Origin of the sequence: Microbacterium sp. BWT-B31, assembly GCF_041379855.1 — a bacterium.
Taxonomy (GTDB): domain Bacteria; phylum Actinomycetota; class Actinomycetes; order Actinomycetales; family Microbacteriaceae; genus Microbacterium.
On record NZ_JBFECU010000001.1, the window covers coordinates 186536 to 208545 of the forward strand.

Genomic DNA, 22010 nt, shown 5'->3' on the forward strand with positions numbered 1-22010 from the left:
GAGCGGATGCCTCGGCCCGCGGCATCCGTCGCAAAGGCGGCGTGGCTTCGTGAGCGGGGCATGGGCGCGAGCGTGCTCGTCGCGGCCATCTCGACCGCCTTCGGCGTGGTGCTCATCTCGGCGACGGGATTCATCGACGCGATGTTGCGCGCCGACCCGGTCATCGGCGAGAGCGGCACCCTCGCGTTCGTCTCGGGGATTCTCGTCGTGCTGCTGGTGGGCGTCGCCGTCTACGTCGCGGCGATCGTCACCGCGAACACCTTCTCGACCGTCGTGGCCGGGCGCACGCGGCGGATCGCCCTGATGCGGCTGATCGGCGCCTCGGCGCGCTCGCAGCGATCCGAGGTCACCCGGCAGGGCCTCGCCGTCGGGTTCATCGGCGCGCTCCTCGGCCTCGCTTCGGGCACGGCGCTCTCGGCGGGCGGCATCGCCGTGCTGAGCGCGGTGCTCGACCTGCACGGCGTCGAGTACGCGGTCGCGCAGCCGCTGCTTCTGGTGCCGACCGCGATCGTCGCGCTCACGACTTGGGCGGCGGCGTTCGCCGGGTCGCGGCGCGTGCTCGCGGTGACGCCGCTGCAGGCGCTCGGCGGGTCGGTCGAGGCATCCCACGAAGTCGTCGCCAAGCGCAGCGGACGCAACGTCGCCGCTCTCGCGCTCTTCATCGCCGGAGCGGCGCTGCTGGCCGCCGGCATCGTCGGGGGGCTCTTGTCCCCGCTCGGGGTGGTGGTCGCCTTCTTCGGGGGCATCCTGTCGTTCACCGGTCTCGCGCTCGGCGCGACCCTCGTGATGCCGCCGGTGCTGCGACTGGTCGGCCGTGCGTTCGGGCGCTCGGCGGTCGCGCGGCTCGCGGCCGAGAACGCGCTGCGCTACCCCGAGCGGTCGAGCCGCATGGCGATCGGCGTGGTCATGGGGGTGACCCTCGTGACGATGTTCGCGGTCGCCCTCGAGACGGCGAAGGCGGTGCTCGCGGCGGCCTCCGGGGGAGCCCTGCCGCCCGAGTTCGCGACGATCATCGACTCGTTCAGCGCCATCATGATGGCCCTCGTCGCAGTCTCAGCGGTGATCGCGGCCGTGGGGCTGGTGAACCTGCTGACGCTCGGGGTCGTGCAGCGGCGGCGCGAGCTGGGCCTCCTGCGGGCGCTCGGCCTCGCGAACGGCCAGGTGCGCCGGGTCGTGCTGTTCGAGGCGGCGCACATCACGGTCGCCGCGGTCACGACCGGGCTCGTGCTCGGCATCGCCTATGGGTGGGCGGGTGCGCAGTCGCTGCTCGGCTCGATCCCGCTCGACCCGGATGCCGCGGGTGGCGGCAACCTGGTGCTGCCGGCCGTGCCCGTGTGGCCGGTGGTGGCGATCGTCGTCGCCGCTGCGATCCTCACGCTGGTCGCGGCGGTCGCCCCGACGCGCCTGGCGACGCGGGTCGCCCCGGTCGAGGCGCTCGCCGAGTAGACGCAGGCCACGGATGCCCCGCCCCCGGCTTCGGGCGGGGCTGGGCCCCGCCCGGGGGCTCCAGACGACGCGTCAGCGGCGTCGGGGGTGGGCGCGGGGCCCCCGTTCTGCGACTCAGCCGGCCGCGCCGCGCACCAGCCGCACTTCGCGGATCGGCTCGCCCCAGCGGTCGTCGTCTTTGACGGCGCCGTCGGGGACGAGCCGGTTGCGCGCATAGAACGCGCGGGCGCGGGGGTTGTCCTCGAGCACCCAGAGCGATGCCGCGTCGTCGCCGATCGCCGCGTCGAGCAGCGCCTGACCGGCGCCGGAGCCGTAGTGCTCGGCGAGCACGTAGATGGCGTACACCTCGCGCCGCCCCGGCACGCCGTCGTCGTCGCGGCCGGGGCCCGCGCACACGAAGCCGACGACGACACCGTCGTGCTGGGCGACCCACAGGTGGGTGTCGTACCGGCTCGGGCCGTCCTCGATCGTGCGGCGCCAGCCGGGCTCCGAACTCTCCACGTCGAGCCCGTCGAGGATCGCCTGCGGCATCCGGCCGGTGTACGCCTCGTGCCAGCCCTGCACCTGTACGCGGGCGACGTCGCCGGAATCGGTCGCGACGGCCGGGCGGACGGTGGTCTTCGCGGTGGTCGTGGGTTCAGGCATCCGCGTGCCCCTCTCGACCACCCGTCTGCAGTTCGGGGTCGTGCGCCCAGGTCGGGGCGATCGCGCGCAGGCGCGTCGCGCGCCACTGCCACATGCCCCACAGCACCGGCCACACCAGCGGCGCGGTCGCGCCGCCGATCACCAGGCGGTCGCGCCACAGCGTGCGAGACGGGTCGCCGGGCGCGGGCGAGACGGCGATCTGGTGGTCCCACACGTCGAGCCCGGCCAGCGGACCGGACAGGGGGATGCCGCTGTCGCGGAAGATCCGCACGTCGCCGCCGCCCGACCCGGCCGCCGGGTCTGCGACGATGCGATCGCTCACGTGGATGAGCTGTCGGCCCATCGGCACGATTCCGGCCAGGCTCAGCTGCACGGCGACCTCGCCGCCGGGCTGCCAGCTCGTGGGAAGGCCCTCGCGGTCGAGGGGCTCCAGCATCATGAGCGGCGCGTACAGCTCGGTGACGGCCCGGGGCGAGTGCAGAGCGCGCCAGGCGGCGTCCGAGTCGATGTCGATCACGAGCTTCTGCAGAACGCGCATGGTCCAGTGTGCCACTCCGGGCCGTCGCCGCACTGCCGCCGGGCTCCCGGCGCGGATACTCTCGTCCCGTGTCCGAGTCCGTGTCCGGCCCCGCGGCCGGGGCGGCGTCCGAGCCGTCCGTGCCGCTCCTCGCGTCCGACTTCCGCCGCCTCGCGCTCGCGTGCGCCGCCGGGGTCGTGATCGCGGCCGTCGTGCTCGGCATCATCGTGCTCACCGGGGGCACCGCGGACTCGACGCTGATCGTCGTCGGACTGCTGTCGTTCTCGGCCGGGTCGTCGCTGGTGTACCTCGTGCACACGGTGGTCCTCTTCGGGCGCGCCGACGGACCGACGCTCGCGCGCTGGATCGCGGCCTCGACTCCGCGCGGCCGGTTCGGCGCGGTCGAGGCGAGCCTGTCCGGCACGGGCCCGACGATCGCCGTGCAGTGGTCGGTCATCGCGATCGCCGCGGTGCTGGTGTTCACGATCTGGCCGGGGCTGCTCGACCGGCCGGTGACGGTGTGGCTCAGCATCCTCGTCGTCGCCGCGTCGTGGGGTGTGACGATCGTCGCCTACGCCGTGCACTACGCGCGGCTGGACGCCGCCGCGCACTGCCTGCAGTACCCCGACGGCAATCCCCGCGTCTTCACGGACTATGTGTACCTGTCGGTGCAGGTGCAGACGACGTTCTCGACGTCGGACGTCTCGCTCGCCAGCACCGCGGCCCGCAGCGTCGTGACCGGGCACACCCTCGTGTCGTTCGCGTTCGCCACCGTCATCATCGCGATGCTCATCACCGTGCTGTTCCTGGGTGCGTCGACATAGGCTGAACGGATGCCTCGCCACGACCAGTCCCGCTACCAGGTGCGTCTCGACTGGGGCATCGACGGGCTCGGGCGGGTCGCGCAAGCCGATGTCGTGATCGTCGTCGACGTGCTGCGCTTCTCGTCGACCGTGTCGCGGCGGGTCGCGGGCGGCGAGACGGTGCCGCTCGACGCGTCGGCGCACGCCGTGTCGATCAACGGCGCGGCGATCGCGGCGGCTGCCTGCGAGCCGGGCGCGGTCGTGATGCTCGGATGCCTCCGCAACGCGTCCGCCGTCGCGGCGGCCGTGCTCGACGAACAGCGCCGACGCGGGGCACGCACCTCGATCGCGGTGATCGCCGCGGGCGAGCTCGACTCCCGCGAACCGGGTGCTCCGCTGCGCTTGGCGGTCGAGGACCACCTCGGCGCCGGTGCGATCGTCGATGCGCTCGCAGCCCTCGGCATCGACCACTCCTCGCCCGAGGCAGCGGTCGCGTGTGAGGCGTTCCGAGGTCTGCGCGGAGCTGTGCGGCACCTGCTGACCGCGAGCGGCTCAGGCCAGGAGCTCATCGAGGCAGGGCTTCGCGACGACGTGCTCGCCGCGGCCGCGATCGACGCGGACCCTGTCGCAGTCGTGCTCGTCGACGGCGTTCTCAGGCCGGTGCCGCGTCAGGAGTGACGGACCGGATCGGCACACGGTGTCGAATTCGCAGCGGTGAACTCGTCACCATGGTGTGACGATGGTCGTCACCGCCCGGCAACGCCGAGCGCCCGAATGGGAGGCATCATGAGCGACACCTACGTCTACCTGATCCACGAGCCGGACTGGGACTCCGACGCGTACCTGAACGCCCCTCCGCGCACGGCCGTGCCGGGCGGCGAGCCCGAGATGAACTTCCCCGAGCACAAGGCGTTCCAGCAGGCCCTCGCCGACCTCGGCGCGCGGATCGTGAGCGCCGCCGCGCTGCAGAACGCCCGCCACGGCGGACGCGTCACCCCGGGCTCGGGCGACCGTGTCGAACGCGACGCGGTCTACTCCGACGGGCCGTACCCCGACACGACCGAGGTCGTCTCCGGCTTCTACATGGTCGAGGTGGCCGACGAACCGACCGCGCGCCGTATCGCGGCGCTGGTCCCGACCGGCGGTCACATCGAATGGCGCAAGGTCTTCCCGATCTCGTGACCGATCCGCTCGCCGCTCTCGGCGACGACTTCGTCGACGCGTGGCCGCGCATCGTGCGCGCACTCGCGGCGTATACGGGCAGCCTGGAGGCCGCCGAGGAAGTCGCCGCCGAAGCGGTCGCGCGGGCCGTGGAGCAGGCGGGCTCGGGCGGCGGTCCGCTCGGGTCGCTCGCCGCGTGGTGCATCGCGGTCGGCAAGCGGACGTGGGTCGACGACGGCCGCCACGCCGCCGTCGAGCGCCGTCACGTTCAGCGCGTCGCGGCCGAGTCGGGCGGACGGGCGGGGGAGACGGATGTCGCGCCGCCCGCCGACGACGATGACCGCGCGGGCCTCGGCGGGGCGCTCGACGATCGGCTCGCGTTGTTGTTCGTGGCCTGCGATCCCGCGCTCACCGAGCAGGCCCGGCTCGTGCTGGGACTCCGCGTGGTGTGCGGCCTGAGCACCCCGAGGATCGCCGCCCACCTCGGCATCCAGCCCTCTGCCGCAGCCGCCCGCCTCACCCGGGCCAAGCACGCGCTCGCCGAGGCGCGCGGCCGCTTCCACGTGCCCGAGGCGCCGGAGCGCCGGGTGCGCCTGCCGGTCGTGCTCGCGAGCGTCGCGGGCATGTTCACGGTCGCCCACCGCGACGTCCTCGACCCGCAGGACCCGATCGACGACCTCGGTCGCCAGTCGCTGTCGATCGCCGACGCGCTCGTGGCCGAGTATCCCGACGACTCCGAGGTGCGCGGGTTGCGCGCCGTGATCCGGCTGGGCCTCGCACGTCGGCCGGGGCGGCTGGATGCCGCAGGGGCGGCGGTGCCCCTCGACGAGGTCGACCGCTCCCGATGGGATCGGCCGCTCATCGAGGCGGGGCTCGACGATGCAGCGGCCGCAGCGCGGCGCGGAGAGGGGCGGTTCGTCCTGGAGGCGGCGATCGCGGGGCTCCACACGTCGGCGCCGAGCTTCGCCGAAACGGACTGGGAGCGTGTGGTGTCCTTCTACGCCGAGCTCGAGCGTGTGTGGGGCGCGCCCTCGGTGGTGGTCGCGCGTCTTTCGGCCGATCTGCATCGCACGCTGCTCGAGCAGCCTTCCGGTGAGCGCACCGCACGGCTGCGGGCGATCGAGCGCGCTCTCGGCGAATGCGCCGAGAGCGCCGCGCCCTACGCCGCGACGGATGCGCGCCTCGCGCTCGCAGATCTGGCGTGGCGCGACGGCCGTCGGGCGGCGGCGGCCGAGCGCTACGCGGCGCTCGCCGCGGTCGTTCCGACGGAGTCGGTGCGGCGGTTCTGCCTGCGGCGGGCCGGCGCGTCGCAGGCGTAGCGCCCGTCGGGAACGCCTACCGCGGCGTCAGCGCCGCAAGCCGCGCGGCCGGGGTGATCTCGCGCCTGGTCCACGTGAAGGCATACCGTTCGTCGTAGCGCGGGGCGCACTGCGCGCACGAGGTCGCCCGCGTCGGCCGGCGATGGCGGTGGGCCACATGCCCGGACGGGCATACGCCCACCCAGGGGGCCAGCTCGATCGCGGTCTCGCCGCGGTGCGTGGTGCCGCCGACGTAGCCGAGGTCGCGCGCGATGCGCTTCCACGCCGCGCCGTGACCGGCGCTCGGCCCGGCCAGGGCGTGGGCGACCTCGTGCAGGAGCGTCTGGTGATTGTCGTCGTCGTCGTACCGCGCGGCGAGATAGCGCGACACGCTGATGCGCTTGCGCGTGTAGTCGCACAGCCCCGCGCGTCTCTTGGCGTTGTCGAACGCGAAGCTCCAGGACGGGTCGAGGTGCTGGGCGATCAACGCCTCGGCCCACACGCGCACACGGTTCAGTTCCGACATAGACGTGAGATTAGAACGTACCTACGACACTGCGCGGATCGGCAGGCGGCACGGCGAGCTGTTTCACGGCTGCGGACGCCTCAGCCGGCGAGCGCGGAGGCCGCGCGGCGCCGGTCGGCGGCTTCGATGGCGAGGAGGGTCGATTCGAGCTGCTCGTCGGGCGCGCCGGACTCCTGCCGCAGGAAGAGCGCGCGCTTGAAGTCGCTGCGCGCCGAGTCGAAGTCCTCGGCGTCGTAGTGCACCTTGCCGCGGTGCTGCAGCGCGAAGGCGGCGATCGCCGACCAGCCCTGGCCTTCGGCCTCTTCTGCGCACATGGTGAGCTCCTGCTCGGCCGCCGCGTACGCGCCGCGGAACTGCTGCACGCTCGCGTGCAGGATGCGCGCCCGCAGCAGGTCCTTCCGGGTGCCGGCCATGCGGGCGACCCGCACCGACTGCTCCGAGACGACGAGCGCGTCGTCGAGCCGGTCGAGCACCTTCAGCAGCCACACGCGCTCGAGCAGCGACGGCAGACTGCGCTGCTCGCCGATCTCTTCCAGGCGCTCCTTGCACTGCCGGGCGTCGGTCTTCTCGCGCAGCGTGTCGGGGTCGTACCCGTGGATGAAGCTCACCGTCGACTCCCTTCGTGTGCCGTCGTCGCATTACAGTGTGCCCCGACGTTCGCCCTGTCTCGCATCGGGCACGCCGTGCCGCGGCATCCTCCGTCCGTTTCGTTCCCTTCGTCCCGGTGCTGCCGCGCACTTTGCGGCCAGTCGCCGCGAAGGGCGGGCCCGCGGCGGCGTCAGCGTTCGAATACGGATGCCGAAGGCCTGGGCGACGGCGTCGCGTCGGCGTCGGTGGCGACCCGGGCCCCGCGCGCGAACTCGTCCAGCTCGGCGCCCTGCGCGACCTTGGCCGGGTGGGGCCCTGCGGCCATGAGCCGGGGGAGCCATTCGCTCGGGAGGGGTGCGGCCGAGGCGGCGATGACGAGGTTGCCGAACCGGCGGCCCTTGAGGATCTGCACGTCGGCGAGCACGAGCACGTGTGCGAACACGGCGCGGACGGTCGCGACCTGGCGCCGGGCGAACGCGAGACCGGCCCCGTCGGCGACGTTCACGAGCAGCACGCCGTCGGGGGCGAGCAGGCGTGCGGCGGCGGTGTAGAACTCGACCGTGGTCAGGTGTGCGGGGGTCTGCGCGCCGGAGTACACGTCCGACACGAGCAGGTCCACGTTGCCGACGAGTCCCGCCGGAAGTCTCCCGAGCCCTTCGCGCGCGTCGCCGATGCGCACCCGGATCGACGATCCGCGCGGGAACGGCAGGTGCACGCGCACGAGGTCGACCAGGGCCGGCTCGAGCTCGATGACCTGCTGGCGCGAGCCCGGACGCGTCGCGTCGACGTACCGCGGTATCGAAAGGGCGCCGGCGCCCAGGTGCACCGCGGTCAGCGGCTGGCGGGGCATCCGCAGCTGGTCGATCACCGCGCCCATGCGCGCGACGTACTCGAAATGCAGGTGGGTCGGATCGTCGAGGTCGACGTGCGACTGCGGGGTGCCGTCGACTTCGAGCTCCCAGCCGCTCGCGAAGGCCGAGGGCAGCACCCGCGCGATCGTGCCGTCCGACAGGCGCGCCTGCGGCGGGGGTTCCTCGACATGCGCACGCGCCATGTGTCAACGGTACCGTGCGGGCACAACGCAGGAACCGGGAGTCCTGCGCGCGGTCGAAGCGCGAGATGACGGGCGAGTCGGCCCGACGCCCGCTCGACTTCCTGCGTTGTGCGCGGGGGGTGCGGATGCTGCCGCGGGGCTACCTTGGGGGCATGGTGTCGATCGACCTCAACGCGGATCTCGGCGAGACCGTCGACGGAGTGCCCACGGCCGACGACGAGGCGATGTTCGCCGTCGTGTCGAGCGCGTCCATCGCCTGCGGCGGGCACGCGGGGGATGCCGCGTCCATGCGCGCCTCGATCGAGCGCGCCGCGCGGCTCGGCGCGGCCGTGGGGGCGCATCCGTCCTACCCCGATCGCGCGAACTTCGGCCGCGTCGCCTTCGACCTCGACCCGCTGGAGCTGCGGAGCCTCGTGACCGCTCAGCTCGACGCGCTGCGCGCGGCCGGAGCCGACATCCGGTACGTCAAGCCCCACGGCGCGCTCTACAACCGCATCGTCGCCGACCGTCGGCAGGCGGATGCCGTCGCCGCGGCGGTCGCGACGTTCGCGGGCGCCGTGGGAAGGCCCGTGCCGGTGCTCGGCCTCGGCGGCGCGATCCGCGACGCGGCCGACGAGCACGGGCTGCCGTTCGTGCAGGAGGCGTTCCTCGATCGCGGGTACCGCGCCGACGGCACGCTCGTGCCGCGCACCGAGCCGGGGGCGCTGCTGGACGATCCGGCGAAGGTCGCGCAGCGCGCGGTCATGCTCGCGCGGGCGCGGGTGGTGATGGCGCACGACGGCAGCGTCGTGCCCGTCGCGGCCGCGTCGCTGTGCGTGCATGGCGACTCGCCGGCGGCGGTCGCGATGGCCCGGGCGGTGCGCGCCGCACTCGACGCGAACGACATCGTGGTGCGTGCCCCGTGGTGACCGCCGCCCCGCGGATCCTGCCGATGGGCGACCGGGCGGTCCTGGTCGAGGTCGGCGCGCTCGAAGAGGTGCTCGCGCTCGCGCGCCGGCTCGAGGCATCCCGCCCCGAGGGCGTGATCGACCTCGTGCCTGCCGCGCGCACGGTGCTCGTGCGGGTCGACCCGGCAGTGCTGTCGCTGGCCTCGGCGCGCTCCTGGGTGCGCGGCGACCGGGCGGATGCCGCCCCCGCCGCACCCGCGCCGCGAGACGTCGTCGACCTCGACGTCGTGTACGACGGCGCCGACCTCGCAGGCGCCGCGGCCCTGCTCGGGATCTCGCCCGAAGCGCTCGTCCACCGGCACACCAGTGCGCAGTGGACCGTCGCCTTCACGGGCTTCGCGCCCGGCTTCGGATACCTCGTGAGCCCGGACTGGCCCTTCGACGTGCCGCGCCTGGAGTCGCCGCGCACGCGCGTGCCGGCCGGTTCGGTCGGGCTCGCCGGCGCGTTCTCGGGCGCGTACCCGCGCGAGACGCCGGGCGGGTGGCGGCTGATCGGCACGACCGGCGCTGCGCTGTGGGATCCGGATGCCGACTCCCCCGCGCTCCTCGTACCGGGCATGTCGGTGCGGTTTCGGGCGGTGCGCGCGTCGCCGGGTGTCGGGGATCGGCCGGGATCCGGGCGTTCGGGCACGGTTCGTCCCTCGGGCGTATCCCCGAGCTTCGGCAGCACCCCGAGCTTCGGCAGCTCCCCAGGTTTCGGCAACACTCCGGGCTCCGGCAGCACCCGGGGCATCAGGATCGTCGCACCGGGCCTGCTCGCGACGGTGCAGGACCGCGGCCGTGAGGGCGCGGCATCCGTCGGCGTGTCTCGGTCCGGAGCCCTGGACCGCACGGCGCTCGGCATCGCGAACCGGCTCGTCGGCAACGCACGCGACGCGGCGGGCATCGAGGTGACGATGGGCGGGTTTCGCGCTGTCGCCGAGTGCGACCTGTGGTTCGCCGTCGCCGGCGCGTGGGGGCCGCTGCGGCTCGCCGGCCGCGCGATCGACCCCTATGAGGCGCACGCGTGGTACGCGGGCGATGAGTTGCAGCTGGACTGGTTCGCGCACGGCGCGCGCGCGTATCTGGCGGTGCGCGGCGGCGTCGAGGCGCCGCTCGTGCTCGGCTCGCGCTCGACCGACCGTCTCGCCGGGCTCGGTCCCGAGGCGCTCCGCGCGGGGGAGTGCCTCACCGTCGGCGCCGGAGCGGCAGACGCTGTCCCGGTCGTGCCGCCCAGCCCGTGGGGGGTGCCGCACGACGACGAGTTCGAGGTCGAGCTGGCGCCGGGGCCCCGCGCGGACTGGTTCACCGACGCCGCCCGCGCCACGCTGTTCGATTCGGTCTGGACGGTGACCGCCGACGCCGACCGCGTCGGCATCCGCCTGGACGGCCCCGTGCTCGAACGCGCGCGCGGGGGCGAGCTGCCGAGCGAGGGCATGGTGCCCGGGGCACTGCAGGTGCCGCCGAGCGGGCGGCCGACGATCCTGCTCGCCGACGGTCCGGTGACCGGCGGGTACCCCGTGATCGCGGTGGTGACGGATGCCTCGCTCGACCTGCTCGCGCAGGCCCGGCCGGGCACCAGGCTGAGGTTCCGGCACGCCCGCGTTTCTGGCTGAGCACCTACCCGCGTCGTGATTCCGGTCGCAAGGGCTGCCCCCAGCGACCAGAATCGGACGCGAAGGCGAGGAATCGGGTCATCGGCACACCCCAGCCCTCACCACACCAGCGCAGCCCGGCGCAGTTCGGCGTCCGCGTCCGGCAGGGCGAGCTCGATCGCCTCGGCCAGGCCCATCTCGGCGCCCGCGCGCTCGCCCGCCTCGACTTGCTCGGGGTCCGTCGCGCGCACGGCCTCGAGCGGACCGAGATGCACGGCGAGCCCCGCGATGTCGTAGATGCCCGTGGTCTTGCGGATCGTCGTCGCGGCCGCCGCCAGCGCGCCGGCCCGCCACGCGTCGCCGCGGAGGGCGCAGATCGCGCACATGCCCTCGATGCCGTACGTGGCGCCGTCCACGAAGTGCAGCCGGATCGACAGCCGGAGCGTGTGGAGGAACTCCTCTTCGGTGTCTTCGCCGGCCCCCAGCAGAAACCGGAGGCGCGCGCGGTTGTTGCCGGCGACCACGCGCGTGAACGCGTCATCGGCCTGCTCGGCGATCTCGACGGCGCGGTCGAAGTGCGCGAGCGCCGTGGGCAGGTCGCCGCACACCACCTCGAGCTGGCCGAGGGCCACCTCGCCGAGAGACTGCGCCCAGCGGTCGCCCAGGGCCTCCAGGCGTCCGACGGCGTCCTCGAGCTCCGCGCGGGCGATCGCCGGGTCCAGATCGGGAAACTGCAGCCGGGTCGACGCGCGGGCGGTGAGCGCCATCGCGGCCGCGTGGGCGTCTTGCGACTCGGTGAACAGTCGCACGCATTCGCCCAGTCCCGACACGACCTGCTCGCTGGGACGTTGCCACAGCTCGGCCCACAGCGTGAAGAAGGAGGCGATCGCGCGCGTGCGGGCGGTGATCGGACGCTCTGCGGCCAGCAGTTCCAGCATCCACAGGCGCACGTCGGCGAAGTAGCCCGAGATCCACCAGTACGCCAGCAGGCTCCAGGCGAAGTCGCCCGCGTCGTCGAGCCGGTGGGTCTGCACGAGATGCCGGGCGGCGGCACGCAGATTGGGCACTTCGAGCCCGAGCTCGGCGACCGCGTCGATCTGGCCCGAGCCGCGCAGGTGGGGCGAGATCCGGTGCACGAGGGCGAGGTAGTGCTCGGCGTGCGCGATCCTCATCGCGTCGGCCTCGCCGCGGCGCTCGAGCGCCTCCATCCCGTACTCGCGCACGATCGCCAGGAGCGAGAAGACCGATCGCCCGCCCGAGTCGCTCTGCTGGACCAGGCTCGCGTCGATGAGCGCCGCGAGCGTCTCGATCGCGTCGTCGCCCCAGGGCCGCACCGCCCCCACGGCCTCGACGGCCTCGAGGGTGAATCGCGCGGCGAAGACGCCGAGGTCTTCGAGCATCGCGCGGTGGGAGTCCGGCAGCAGGCCCACGCTCCAGTCGATCGTCGCGCGCATCGTGCGGTGCCGATCGGGAAGATCGCGCACGGTCGCCGACAGCAGCGGCAGGGCGCGCCCCAGCCGCGCCGCGATGTCGGCGGGAGGCAGCATCCGCACCTTCGCGGCGGCGAGCTCGATCGCCAGCGGGAGGCCGTCGAGCCGCCGGCAGACCTCGATCACGTCGGCCGCGTTGTCGGCTGTCAGCTCGAACCCGGGTTTGACGGCCGCGGCGCGCTCGGCGAACAGGCGGCATGCGGGGGAGGCGAGCGCCTGGGTGAGCGATGCCGGCATGTCGGGCGATGGCGTGCCGAGCGTCTCCACCTCGAACACGCGCTCGCCGCGGATCCGCAGCACCATCCGGCTCGTCACCAGGAAGCACGCCTCCGGTGCCAGCGTGTACAGCCGCACCAGGATGGGCGCCTCGTCGATGATCTGCTCGAAGTTGTCGAGCACGATGAGCACATGCCGGTCGCCGAGCGCCTGGGCGATGAGCGCTTCGAGGGCGTCGGCGCCGGTGTCGCGGATGCCGAGCACGTACGCGATCGTCGGCAGCAGCAGTCCCGGCTCGAGCACCCCCTCCAGCGGCACGAAGAAGATCCCGTCGGGGAAGAGGTCGGCGTTGGCGTGCGCGGCCTCGATGGCGAGGCGGCTCTTGCCGATGCCGCCCGGCCCGATGAGGCTCACGACGCGGTGCAGGCCGCCCGCCAGGAGCGCGCGGATCTCGGCGAGCTCGCCCTCGCGCCCGATCGTCTCGGTGTACGGCGCCGGAACCCGAGCGGCCAGGCCCGGCACGCCCGGCGGGGCCGCGGCATCCTCTTTGGACTGATCGAAGCGCTCGGCCAGCAGCGTGGCGAGGTCGGCGGCGACCCGCTCGCCGAGCTCTTCGGCCGTGGAGAAGTGCAGATAAGCGGCGGTGTCGTCGGCCTGGATGCGCGCGATCAGCCGTTCCAGCTTCTCTTCGCGCTCCGGCACGTCCTTGATGTAGATGAGCTTCGGCATCTCTCGCGGCGCGAGGTCGTATTCGTCCTGAAGACCCGACACGTCCTCGCCCGGCGCGGTCCAGCCGTAGCTGGCGGCATAGATGCCGACGAACACGTCGCTCTGCTCCAGATACGACCGGTACAGGTCTCGCGGCGGGTGCGGCCGGGCGCCCAGCTCGAACATGACCGGCGCGAGCCGCAGCCGTTCGACGGCGCCGCGCACGGCGAGCCGCTCTTGCGCGAGCTCGCGCAGAGTCGAGCTCACGAACACCCGGATCCGCTGGTCGGGCGTATGGATCACGGGGTGTTCAACCCCAGTCATGGCGGAACAGTAGCGCGTCCACGCCGGACGGGGAAGTGCTCAGCGGATGAACACACTCAGGATTCGTCGCCCGACGGTCTTATACCGCAGCATTCGGAAGTTTTCAAGAATCCAAGTAGACACGACACCGATTCCCACGTATAGTGGGTAGTTGCGCTCTTGGATTCTCCCTGCCCTCATATGGTGGTCGGCTGTGCCTGTGCGCCCCACGCGATCATATTTTCTCTTGTGGAGTGCGTCGCGCAGGCAATCGGGGAACAAGAGCACGATAACTGACGACAAGGTAACGAGCCCTCGCCCGGGCCCACGGAGGTAATCCCCTTGGCTGCTGCGCGCAACGCATCCAACCCCACCACCACTCTCAAGAACGGACGCGGAGCATCCCGCCTCTCGTTCGCCAAGATCTCCGACACGCTGACCGTCCCCGACCTCCTGGCCCTGCAGACCGAGTCTTTCGACTGGCTCGTGGGCAACGAGGCGTGGAAGGCGCGCGTCGCCGAGGCCGAAGCCGAAGGCCGCACGGACGTGCCCTCGACCAGCGGTCTCGAGGAGATCTTCGAAGAGATCTCGCCGATCGAAGACCTGAGCGAGACGATGCAGCTCTCGTTCACGAACCCGTACCTCGAGCCCGAGAAGTACTCGATCGAGGAGTGCAAGGAGCGCGGCAAGACGTACGCGGCGCCTCTGTACGTCGAGGCCGAGTTCATGAACCACCAGACCGGTGAGATCAAGACCCAGACGGTCTTCATGGGCGACTTCCCGCTCCAGACCGACAAGGGCACGTTCATCATCAACGGCACCGAGCGTGTCGTGGTGTCGCAGCTCGTCCGCTCGCCCGGCGTCTACTTCGACAAGACGCCCGACAAGACCTCCGACAAGGACATCGTGTCGGCGCGCGTCATCCCCTCGCGCGGTGCGTGGCTCGAGTTCGAGATCGACAAGCGCGACCAGGTCGGCGTGCGCATCGATCGCAAGCGCAAGCAGTCGGTCACGGTGTTCCTCAAGGCGCTGGGTCTTTCGAGCGAGCAGATCCTCGAGGAGTTCGCCGGCTTCGAGTCGATCGAAGAGACCCTCTCGAAGGACACGATCCTCACCAAGGAGGACGCCCTCCGCGACATCTACCGCAAGCTCCGTCCGGGCGAGCAGGTGGCCGCCGAGGCCGCGCGCGCGCTGCTGGACAACTTCTACTTCAACCCGAAGCGCTACGACCTGGCCAAGGTGGGTCGCTACAAGATCAACCAGAAGCTCGGGCTCACCCCCGACCAGACCGCCTCGGTGCTGACCGTCGACGACATCGTCGCCACGATCAAGTACCTCGTGCGCCTGCACCGCGGCGACACGACCTTCGACGGCCACCGCAACGGGCAGGCCGCCGAGATCCGTCTCGACATCGACGACATCGACAACTTCGGCAACCGTCGCATCCGCGCGGTCGGCGAGCTGATCCAGAACCAGGTCCGCACGGGACTGTCGCGCATGGAGCGGGTCGTGCGCGAGCGCATGACCACGCAGGACATCGAGGCGATCACGCCCCAGACCCTGATCAACGTGCGTCCCGTCGTCGCGGCGATCAAGGAGTTCTTCGGAACCTCGCAGCTGTCGCAGTTCATGGACCAGAACAACCCGCTCGCGGGCCTGACCCACAAGCGCCGGCTGTCGGCGCTCGGCCCCGGCGGCCTCTCCCGTGAGCGCGCCGGCGTCGAGGTCCGTGACGTCCACCCGTCGCACTACGGTCGCATGTGCCCGATCGAGACGCCGGAAGGCCCGAACATCGGCCTGATCGGCTCGCTCGCGTCGTTCGCCCGCATCAACGCGTTCGGCTTCATCGAGACGCCGTACCGCCGCGTGGTCGAGGGCAAGGTCACCGACCGGATCGACTACCTGACGGCATCCGAAGAGAGCGACTACATCGTCGCCCAGGCCGGTGTCGAGCTGACCGCCGACGGCTCGTTCGCGAGCGACCGCGTGCTGGCCCGTCGCGGCCAGGGCGGCGAGGTGGACCTGTTCCACGCCGACGAGATCGGCTACATGGACGTCTCGCCCCGCCAGATGGTGTCGGTCGCGACCTCGCTCATTCCGTTCCTCGAGCACGACGACGCGAACCGCGCCCTCATGGGTGCGAACATGCAGCGTCAGGCCGTGCCGCTCCTGCGCTCGGAGTCGCCCGTGGTCGGCACCGGCATGGAGGGCTTCGCAGCCATCGACGCCGGTGACGTGGTCACCGCCGACAAGGCCGGCGTGGTCGTGGAGGTCTCGGCCGACGTGGTCACCGTGCAGCTCGACGAGGGCGGCACCCAGGAGTACTACCTGCGCAAGTTCGACCGCTCGAACCAGGGCACGTCGTACAACCAGCGCGTCATCGTGTCGGCGGGCGACCGCGTCGAGGCCGGCGAGGTCATCGCCGACGGCCCCGCGACCGAGAACGGCGAGCTGGCGCTGGGCAAGAACCTGCTCGTGGCGTTCATGACGTGGGAGGGTCACAACTTCGAGGACGCGATCATCCTCAGCCAGAACCTCGTGAAGGACGACACCCTCTCCTCGATCCACATCGAGGAGTACGAGGTCGACGCCCGCGACACGAAGCTCGGCAAGGAAGAGATCACGCGGGATCTGCCGAACGTCAGCCCCGACCTGCTGAAGGACCTCGACGAGCGCGGCATCATCCGCATCGGCGCCGAGGTGCAGCCCGGCGACATCCTGGTCGGCAAGGTCACGCCCAAGGGCGAGACGGAGCTGTCGGCCGAGGAGCGACTGCTGCGCGCGATCTTCAACGAGAAGAGCCGCGAGGTGCGCGACACGTCGCTGAAGGTGCCGCACGGCGAGCAGGGCACGATCATCGCTGTCAAGGAGTTCAACGCCGAGGACGGCGACGACGAGCTCGGCTCGGGCGTCAACCGCCGTGTCGTGGTCTACATCGCCCAGAAGCGCAAGATCACCGAGGGCGACAAGCTTGCCGGCCGCCACGGCAACAAGGGCGTCATCGCGAAGATCCTCCCCGTCGAGGACATGCCGTTCCTCGCTGATGGCACGCCGGTCGACGTGATCCTCAACCCGCTCGGCATCCCTGGTCGCATGAACTTCGGCCAGGTGCTCGAGACCCACCTCGGGTGGATCGCGAAGCAGGGCTGGAAGGTCGAGGGCAACCCCGAGTGGGCCGTGCGCCTTCCCGAGGGCGCCCGTGAGGCCGCCCCCGGCACGAAGGTCGCCACCCCGGTGTTCGACGGCGCGTTCGAGGAGGAGATCGCGGGTCTGCTCGACTCGACGAACCCCACGCGCGACGGCGAGCGCCTGATCGGCTCCAGCGGCAAGACGACGCTGTTCGACGGCCGCTCCGGCGAGCCGTTCCCGGCGCCCATCTCGGTCGGCTACATGTACATCCTGAAGCTGCACCACCTCGTGGACGACAAGATCCACGCGCGCTCCACCGGTCCGTACTCGATGATCACCCAGCAGCCGCTCGGTGGAAAGGCGCAGTTCGGCGGCCAGCGCTTCGGCGAGATGGAGGTGTGGGCCCTCGAGGCCTACGGCGCGGCGTACGCGCTGCAGGAGCTCCTCACGATCAAGTCCGACGACATCCTCGGCCGCGTCAAGGTGTACGAGGCGATCGTCAAGGGCGAGAACATCCAGGAGCCCGGCATCCCCGAGTCGTTCAAGGTGCTCATGAAGGAGATGCAGTCGCTCTGCCTGAACGTCGAGGTGCTCTCGGCCGACGGCACCGCGGTGAACCTCCGCGACACGGATGACGACGCCTTCCGCGCGGCGGAGGAGCTCGGCATCAACATCTCCACCCGGTTCGAGTCCTCGTCGATCGACGAGATCTAGTGCAGGTTCCGGATGCCTCGGCCGAGGCATCCGGAATCGCCCTCGAACCCCCCGATTTCGATACGGCGGCAAGCCGCCTACTCAATCACCGAGAAATTTGAGACACAGGAGAATCCGTGCTCGACGCAACAACTTTCGATGAGCTTCGCATCGGCCTGGCGACCGCCGACGACATCCGTCGCTGGTCCTACGGCGAGGTCAAGAAGCCCGAGACCATCAACTACCGCACGCTCAAGCCCGAGAAGGACGGCCTGTTCGGAGAGCAGATCTTCGGCCCGTCCCGCGACTGGGAGTGCGCCTGCGGCAAGTACAAGCGCGTGCGCTTCAAGGGCATCGTGTGCGAGCGCTGCGGCGTGGAGGTCACCAAGTCCTCTGTGCGCCGCGAGCGCATGGGCCACATCGAGCTCGCCGCGCCCGTCACCCACATCTGGTACTTCAAGGGCGTCCCGTCGCGCCTCGGGTACCTGCTCGACATGGCGCCGAAGGACCTCGAGAAGGTCATCTACTTCGCCGCGTACATGGTCATCTCGGTCGACGAGGACGCGCGCCACCGCGACCTCGCCACGCAGGAGAACAACATCCGCCTCGAGCTGAAGACGCTCGGCGACCGCCGCGACGCCAAGGTCGCCGGCCGCCTGGCCAAGCTGGAGGAGGAGCTCGCCGCGCTCGAGGAGGAGGGCGCCAAGGCCGACCAGAAGAAGAAGGCCAAGGACGCCGCCGAGAAGGACATGGCGCAGTACCGCAAGAGCGCGGACGACCAGATCGCGCGCCTGGAGCGCGTGTGGGAGGACTTCCGCACGCTCGAGGTCGGCCAGCTCAAGGGCGAAGACGAGATCTTCCACGAGCTGCAGGATCGCTTCGGCCAGTACTTCGAGGCCCACATGGGCGCCGAGTCGATCAAGCGCCGCCTCGAGGCCTTCGACCTGGCCGCCGAGTCCGAGAGCCTGCACCTGCAGATCTCGGAGGGCAAGGGTCAGCGCAAGATCCGCGCGATCAAGCGCCTGAAGGTCGTCAACTCGTTCCTGCAGACGGGCATGAGCCCGGCGTCGATGGTCCTGGACGTGGTCCCGGTGATCCCGCCGGAGCTTCGCCCGATGGTCCAGCTCGACGGTGGCCGCTTCGCCACCAGCGACCTGAACGACCTGTACCGCCGCGTGATCAACCGCAACAACCGCCTCCGTCGCCTGATCGACCTCGGTGCCCCCGAGATCATCGTCAACAACGAGAAGCGGATGCTGCAGGAGGCCGTCGACGCGCTGTTCGACAACGGCCGCCGCGGTCGTCCCGTCACCGGGACCGGCAACCGTGCGCTCAAGTCGCTCTCTGACATGCTCAAGGGCAAGCAGGGCCGGTTCCGTCAGAACCTGCTCGGCAAGCGCGTGGACTACTCGGGCCGTTCGGTCATCATCGTGGGTCCGCAGCTCAAGCTCCACCAGTGCGGTCTGCCCAAGCAGATGGCTCTGGAGCTGTTCAAGCCGTTCGTGATCAAGCGCCTGATCGACCTCGGTCACGCGCAGAACATCAAGGCGGCCAAGCGCCAGGTCGAGCGCATGCACGCCCAGGTGTGGGACGTCCTCGAAGAGATCATCCGCGAGCGCCCCGTGCTGCTCAACCGTGCGCCGACGCTGCACCGCCTGGGCATCCAGGCCTTCGAGCCGCAGCTGGTCGAGGGCAAGGCCATCCAGCTGCACCCGCTCGTGTGCGCGGCGTTCAACGCCGACTTCGACGGTGACCAGATGGCCGTGCACCTGCCGCTGTCGGTCGAGGCGCAGGCCGAGGCCCGCATCCTGATGCTGGCCTCGAACAACATCCTGAAGCCGTCGGACGGCCGCCCGGTGACCCTGCCCTCGCAGGACATGATCATCGGCCTGCACCACCTGACCACGGTCAAGCAGGGCGCGCTCGGCGAGGGTCGCGTGTTCGGCTCGGTCGGCGAGGCGATCCTGGCCAAGGACGAGGGCACCCTCGACCTGCAGGCCAAGGTGCGCATCCGCATCCCGGGTCTGTCGTTCCTCGAGGGCGAAGGCCCCGAGGGCTACGAGCGCCACGGTCTCGTGGACGCCTCGCTCGGCCAGGCGATCTTCAACGACACGCTCCCCAAGGGCTACCCGTTCGTTCGCGAGCAGGCCGACAAGGGCAAGCTGTCGCAGATCGTCAACAAGCTCGCCGAGGAGTACCCGAAGGTGGAGGTCGCGGCATCCCTCGACCGCATCAAGGACGCCGGCTTCTACTGGGCCACGCGTTCGGGTGTGACCGTCGCGCTGAGCGACATCCTCACGCCCCCGAACAAGGGCGAGATCGTCGCGGGCTACGAGAAGCAGGCCGCGAAGGTGCAGGCGCAGTTCGAGAAGGGTCTCACCACCGACGCCGAGCGTCGCCAGGAGCTCATCAAGATCTGGACCGAGGCCACCGACGCCGTCCAGAAGGCGATGCGCGACAACTTCCCGGCCGACAACACCATCAACCGCATGGTGTCGTCGGGCGCGCGAGGAAACTGGCTGCAGATCCGCAACATCGCGGGCATGCGCGGTCTCGTGAACAACCCGAAGGGTGAGATCATCCCCCGTCCGATCATCTCCTCGTACCGCGAGGGTCTGTCGGTGGCGGAGTACTTCATCGCGACGCACGGCGCCCGCAAGGGTCTGGCCGACACGGCCCTGCGTACCGCCGACTCGGGCTACCTGACCCGTCGCCTCGTGGACGTCTCGCAGGATGTCATCATTCGCGAGGAGGACTGCGGCACGACCAAGGGCCTGGAGCTCCCGATCGCGGCGGCGTCGTTCGACGGCACCCTCGTCAAGGACGCGAACGTCGAGAACTCGGTGTTCGCGCGCACCCTCGCCGCCGACGTGGTCGACGCGAAGGGCGAGGTCCTGGCCCAGGCCGGCGACGACGTGGGCGACGTGCTCATCAACAAGCTCGTCGAGGCCGGTGTCGAGACGATCAAGGTCCGCTCGGTGCTCACGTGCGACTCGGCGGTCGGTGTCTGCGCGAACTGCTACGGCCGTTCGCTTGCGACCGGCAAGATCGTCGACATCGGCGAGGCGGTCGGCATCATCGCCGCCCAGTCGATCGGCGAGCCCGGCACGCAGCTGACGATGCGCACGTTCCACACCGGTGGGTCGGCGTCGGCGGATGACATCACGCAGGGTCTTCCCCGCGTGCAGGAGCTCTTCGAGGCCCGCACCCCCAAGGGCGCCTCGCCGATCGCCGAGGCCGACGGCCGCATCACGATCGACGAGACCGACAAGGCCAAGAAGGTCATCCTGACGCCCGACAACGGCGACGAGCCGCACGTCTACCCCGTGCTCAAGCGCGCGACGCTGCTGGTCGAGGACGGCCAGCACGTCACGGTCGGCCAGCCGATCCTGGTGGGCACGCTCGACCCCAAGGAGGTCATGCGTGTGCAGGGCGCTCGCGAGGTGCAGAAGTACCTCGTCAACGGCGTCCAGGGCGTGTACCGCTCGCAGGGCGTGCCGATCCACGACAAGCACATCGAGGTGATCGTCCGCCAGATGCTGCGCAAGGTCACGGTGGTCGACCACGCCGACACGAAGCTGCTCCCGGGTGAGCTGGTGGACTTCAAGCGCTACCAGCAGATCAACCGCGAGACGGTCGCCGAGGGCAAGCGCCCCGCGTCGGGTCGTCCCGAGCTGATGGGCATCACGAAGGCGTCGCTCGCGACGGAGTCGTGGCTGTCGGCCGCGTCGTTCCAGGAGACCACTCGCGTGCTCACGCAGGCGGCCATGGAGGGCAAGAGCGACCCGCTCGTCGGCCTCAAGGAGAACGTCATCATCGGAAAGCTCATCCCCGCGGGGACGGGCCTGTCGAAGTACCGCAACGTCACCGTCGAGGCGACCGAAGAGGCCAAGAGCGAGCGGTACCCCAACCGCATCTTCGCCTCGGACGGTGCGTTCTCGGACGCCGATCTGAGCTACGTCGACTTCGACAGCTTCACGACGGACGACTTCTCGGGCAACTACAACTAGACGCGAGTCGGGTCACGGCCGCGCAGCGGGCTTGACGCGACTCGGGCCACCCGAAGGGCCTCGGCACTGCGCCGGGGCCCTTCGGCGTTCCCGCGCGTGCCGGGGCGCCCGTCGCCGAGGTCCCACGTACCGTGAAGGTGGGGGTGAGACGTGGCGAGAGTGGGCGGACGCAATCTGTGGATCGCGGTGCCGGTGGGAATGGTGTGCGCCGCGGTCGTTGGCGCGCTCGTGTATCTGGCGGCTCCGATGACGCCCGTGGTCGTCGCGTGGACGGGCGATACGCTGCGCCAGGCGAGCACGCCGCGGGCAGCGGAGCCGACGCGCACGCCCCTGCTCGAGGGGGGTCTGGCCGACTGTCGCGGCCTGTATCCGAACGACTTGTGGGCGGAGCTGGTGTGGACGCCGGACGTGCTGCTGTCGCAGTCGCTCATGCTGAGGGCCGCCGATGCGGGGCCGCTCGTCGACGCGCTGTCGCCGAGCGTGATCGTCTCGTGCGCGTGGACGGGTGACGGGGGGCGCGAGGTCGCGTCGACGCTTGCGCGAGTGGGCGCGGCCGACGCGGTCTCCGTCGCCGAGGCGGCGCTGCGGGGGGAGGGGTTCACGTGCGCGACGGCATCCGACGCGAGCCTTGTCTGCACGCGCACGTCGGGGGACGTCGTGGAGGACCAGGTGCTCCGCGGCGACGTGTGGCTGTGGAGCGTCGAGAGGGCGTGGCATCCGCTCGACTACAGCGCGCGCGTCGCGGCGCACGTGTGGGAGTGAGCGCCGCGGAACCCGCGAGAGTGCCCGCGAAGCAGATGTCGCGAGACGGCGGCGATCGAGTGCCCGCGCAGCGGGTGTATCGAGCTCAGCCCCTGTCTCGATACGGCTCGTTCCTCGCCTACTCGACAACCGATCTGGGG

At 71.1% G+C, this 22010-nt stretch carries 16 protein-coding genes; 10 read left to right on the top strand and 6 right to left on the bottom strand.

Features of this window, described 5'->3' with window-relative positions:
- Positions 1-6 precede the first annotated feature (6 nt).
- On the top strand, positions 7-1446 hold the full coding sequence (locus AB1K54_RS00830; RefSeq protein ID WP_371201152.1) for an FtsX-like permease family protein: 1440 nt from the start codon (positions 7-9) through the stop codon (positions 1444-1446).
- 114 nt (positions 1447-1560) lie between these two features.
- On the opposite strand, the gene AB1K54_RS00835 is transcribed toward AB1K54_RS00830, so the two are convergent.
- Together AB1K54_RS00835 and AB1K54_RS00840 are read right to left on the bottom strand one after the other, a co-directional pair.
- Positions 1561-2091, bottom strand: coding sequence for an N-acetyltransferase family protein (locus tag AB1K54_RS00835; RefSeq protein ID WP_371200796.1), 531 nt, complete (start codon positions 2089-2091; stop codon positions 1561-1563).
- Positions 2084-2629 (bottom strand): hypothetical protein, encoded by a 546-nt coding sequence (locus AB1K54_RS00840; RefSeq protein ID WP_371200797.1) that lies wholly within the window; start codon positions 2627-2629, stop codon positions 2084-2086. Before AB1K54_RS00840 ends, AB1K54_RS00835 begins: the two co-directional genes overlap by 8 nt.
- A gap of 68 nt (positions 2630-2697) precedes the next feature.
- Between AB1K54_RS00840 and AB1K54_RS00845 the strand changes: the two genes are divergently transcribed.
- From AB1K54_RS00845 to AB1K54_RS00860, 4 genes are all read left to right on the top strand, one after another.
- Entirely contained in the window at positions 2698-3432 is a 735-nt protein-coding gene (locus tag AB1K54_RS00845) for a DUF1345 domain-containing protein (protein WP_371200798.1), read from the top strand.
- Between the two features lie 9 nt (positions 3433-3441).
- Positions 3442-4089 carry a 2-phosphosulfolactate phosphatase gene (locus tag AB1K54_RS00850; protein WP_371200799.1) on the top strand — a complete coding sequence of 216 codons (648 nt, stop codon included), beginning with the start codon at positions 3442-3444 and terminating at the stop codon, positions 4087-4089.
- A gap of 108 nt (positions 4090-4197) precedes the next feature.
- The gene (locus AB1K54_RS00855; protein WP_371200800.1) at positions 4198-4593 is read left to right on the top strand and encodes a YciI family protein; all 396 of its coding nucleotides are present in this window, start codon (positions 4198-4200) and stop codon (positions 4591-4593) included.
- On the top strand, positions 4590-5891 hold the full coding sequence (locus tag AB1K54_RS00860) for a DUF6596 domain-containing protein (RefSeq protein WP_371200801.1): 1302 nt from the start codon (positions 4590-4592) through the stop codon (positions 5889-5891). The genes AB1K54_RS00855 and AB1K54_RS00860 overlap by 4 nt, the downstream gene beginning before the upstream one ends.
- A gap of 16 nt (positions 5892-5907) precedes the next feature.
- Here AB1K54_RS00860 and AB1K54_RS00865 read toward each other — a convergent pair whose 3' ends face one another.
- From AB1K54_RS00865 to AB1K54_RS00875, 3 genes are all read right to left on the bottom strand, one after another.
- Positions 5908-6396: a SprT-like domain-containing protein gene (locus AB1K54_RS00865; protein ID WP_371200802.1), complete on the bottom strand. Its 489-nt coding sequence runs from the start codon at positions 6394-6396 to the stop codon at positions 5908-5910.
- An 80-nt stretch (positions 6397-6476) separates the two neighbouring features.
- Positions 6477-7004 carry a hypothetical protein gene (locus AB1K54_RS00870; RefSeq protein WP_371200803.1) on the bottom strand — a complete coding sequence of 176 codons (528 nt, stop codon included), beginning with the start codon at positions 7002-7004 and terminating at the stop codon, positions 6477-6479.
- A 170-nt stretch (positions 7005-7174) separates the two neighbouring features.
- Complete coding sequence (locus tag AB1K54_RS00875) at positions 7175-8038, bottom strand: spermidine synthase (RefSeq protein ID WP_371200804.1); 864 nt, start codon at positions 8036-8038, stop codon at positions 7175-7177.
- A 152-nt stretch (positions 8039-8190) separates the two neighbouring features.
- Between AB1K54_RS00875 and AB1K54_RS00880 the strand changes: the two genes are divergently transcribed.
- The gene (locus AB1K54_RS00880) at positions 8191-8946 is read left to right on the top strand and encodes a 5-oxoprolinase subunit PxpA (protein ID WP_371200805.1); all 756 of its coding nucleotides are present in this window, start codon (positions 8191-8193) and stop codon (positions 8944-8946) included.
- Positions 8943-10580 carry a 5-oxoprolinase/urea amidolyase family protein gene (locus AB1K54_RS00885; protein WP_371200806.1) on the top strand — a complete coding sequence of 546 codons (1638 nt, stop codon included), beginning with the start codon at positions 8943-8945 and terminating at the stop codon, positions 10578-10580. The genes AB1K54_RS00880 and AB1K54_RS00885 overlap by 4 nt, the downstream gene beginning before the upstream one ends.
- A 98-nt stretch (positions 10581-10678) precedes the next feature.
- On the opposite strand, the gene AB1K54_RS00890 is transcribed toward AB1K54_RS00885, so the two are convergent.
- A complete protein-coding gene (locus AB1K54_RS00890) occupies positions 10679-13297 on the bottom strand; it encodes a DUF4062 domain-containing protein (RefSeq protein WP_371200807.1) in 2619 nt (872 codons plus the stop codon).
- 321 nt (positions 13298-13618) lie between these two features.
- Between AB1K54_RS00890 and AB1K54_RS00895 the strand changes: the two genes are divergently transcribed.
- The 3 genes from AB1K54_RS00895 (at position 13619) to AB1K54_RS00905 (ending at position 21870) form a co-directional block, all read left to right on the top strand.
- Positions 13619-17119 carry a DNA-directed RNA polymerase subunit beta gene (locus AB1K54_RS00895; RefSeq protein WP_371200808.1) on the top strand — a complete coding sequence of 1167 codons (3501 nt, stop codon included), beginning with the start codon at positions 13619-13621 and terminating at the stop codon, positions 17117-17119.
- A 116-nt stretch (positions 17120-17235) separates the two neighbouring features.
- Positions 17236-21108, top strand: coding sequence for a DNA-directed RNA polymerase subunit beta' (gene rpoC, locus AB1K54_RS00900; protein ID WP_371200809.1), 3873 nt, complete (start codon positions 17236-17238; stop codon positions 21106-21108).
- Positions 21109-21267: 159 nt separating this feature from the next.
- Positions 21268-21870 carry a hypothetical protein gene (locus tag AB1K54_RS00905; RefSeq protein WP_371200810.1) on the top strand — a complete coding sequence of 201 codons (603 nt, stop codon included), beginning with the start codon at positions 21268-21270 and terminating at the stop codon, positions 21868-21870.
- The last annotated feature ends 140 nt before the right edge of the window (positions 21871-22010 follow it).

Coding starts and splice junctions, on each gene's coding strand:
- AB1K54_RS00830 (WP_371201152.1), top strand. CDS start 7: ATGCCTCGGCCCGCGGCATCCGTCGCAAAGGCGGCGTGGCTTCGTGAG.
- AB1K54_RS00835 (WP_371200796.1), bottom strand. CDS start 2,091: ATGCCTGAACCCACGACCACCGCGAAGACCACCGTCCGCCCGGCCGTC.
- AB1K54_RS00840 (WP_371200797.1), bottom strand. CDS start 2,629: ATGCGCGTTCTGCAGAAGCTCGTGATCGACATCGACTCGGACGCCGCC.
- AB1K54_RS00850 (WP_371200799.1), top strand. CDS start 3,442: ATGCCTCGCCACGACCAGTCCCGCTACCAGGTGCGTCTCGACTGGGGC.
- AB1K54_RS00855 (WP_371200800.1), top strand. CDS start 4,198: ATGAGCGACACCTACGTCTACCTGATCCACGAGCCGGACTGGGACTCC.
- AB1K54_RS00865 (WP_371200802.1), bottom strand. CDS start 6,396: ATGTCGGAACTGAACCGTGTGCGCGTGTGGGCCGAGGCGTTGATCGCC.
- AB1K54_RS00875 (WP_371200804.1), bottom strand. CDS start 8,038: ATGGCGCGTGCGCATGTCGAGGAACCCCCGCCGCAGGCGCGCCTGTCG.
- AB1K54_RS00880 (WP_371200805.1), top strand. CDS start 8,191: ATGGTGTCGATCGACCTCAACGCGGATCTCGGCGAGACCGTCGACGGA.
- AB1K54_RS00890 (WP_371200807.1), bottom strand. CDS start 13,297: ATGACTGGGGTTGAACACCCCGTGATCCATACGCCCGACCAGCGGATC.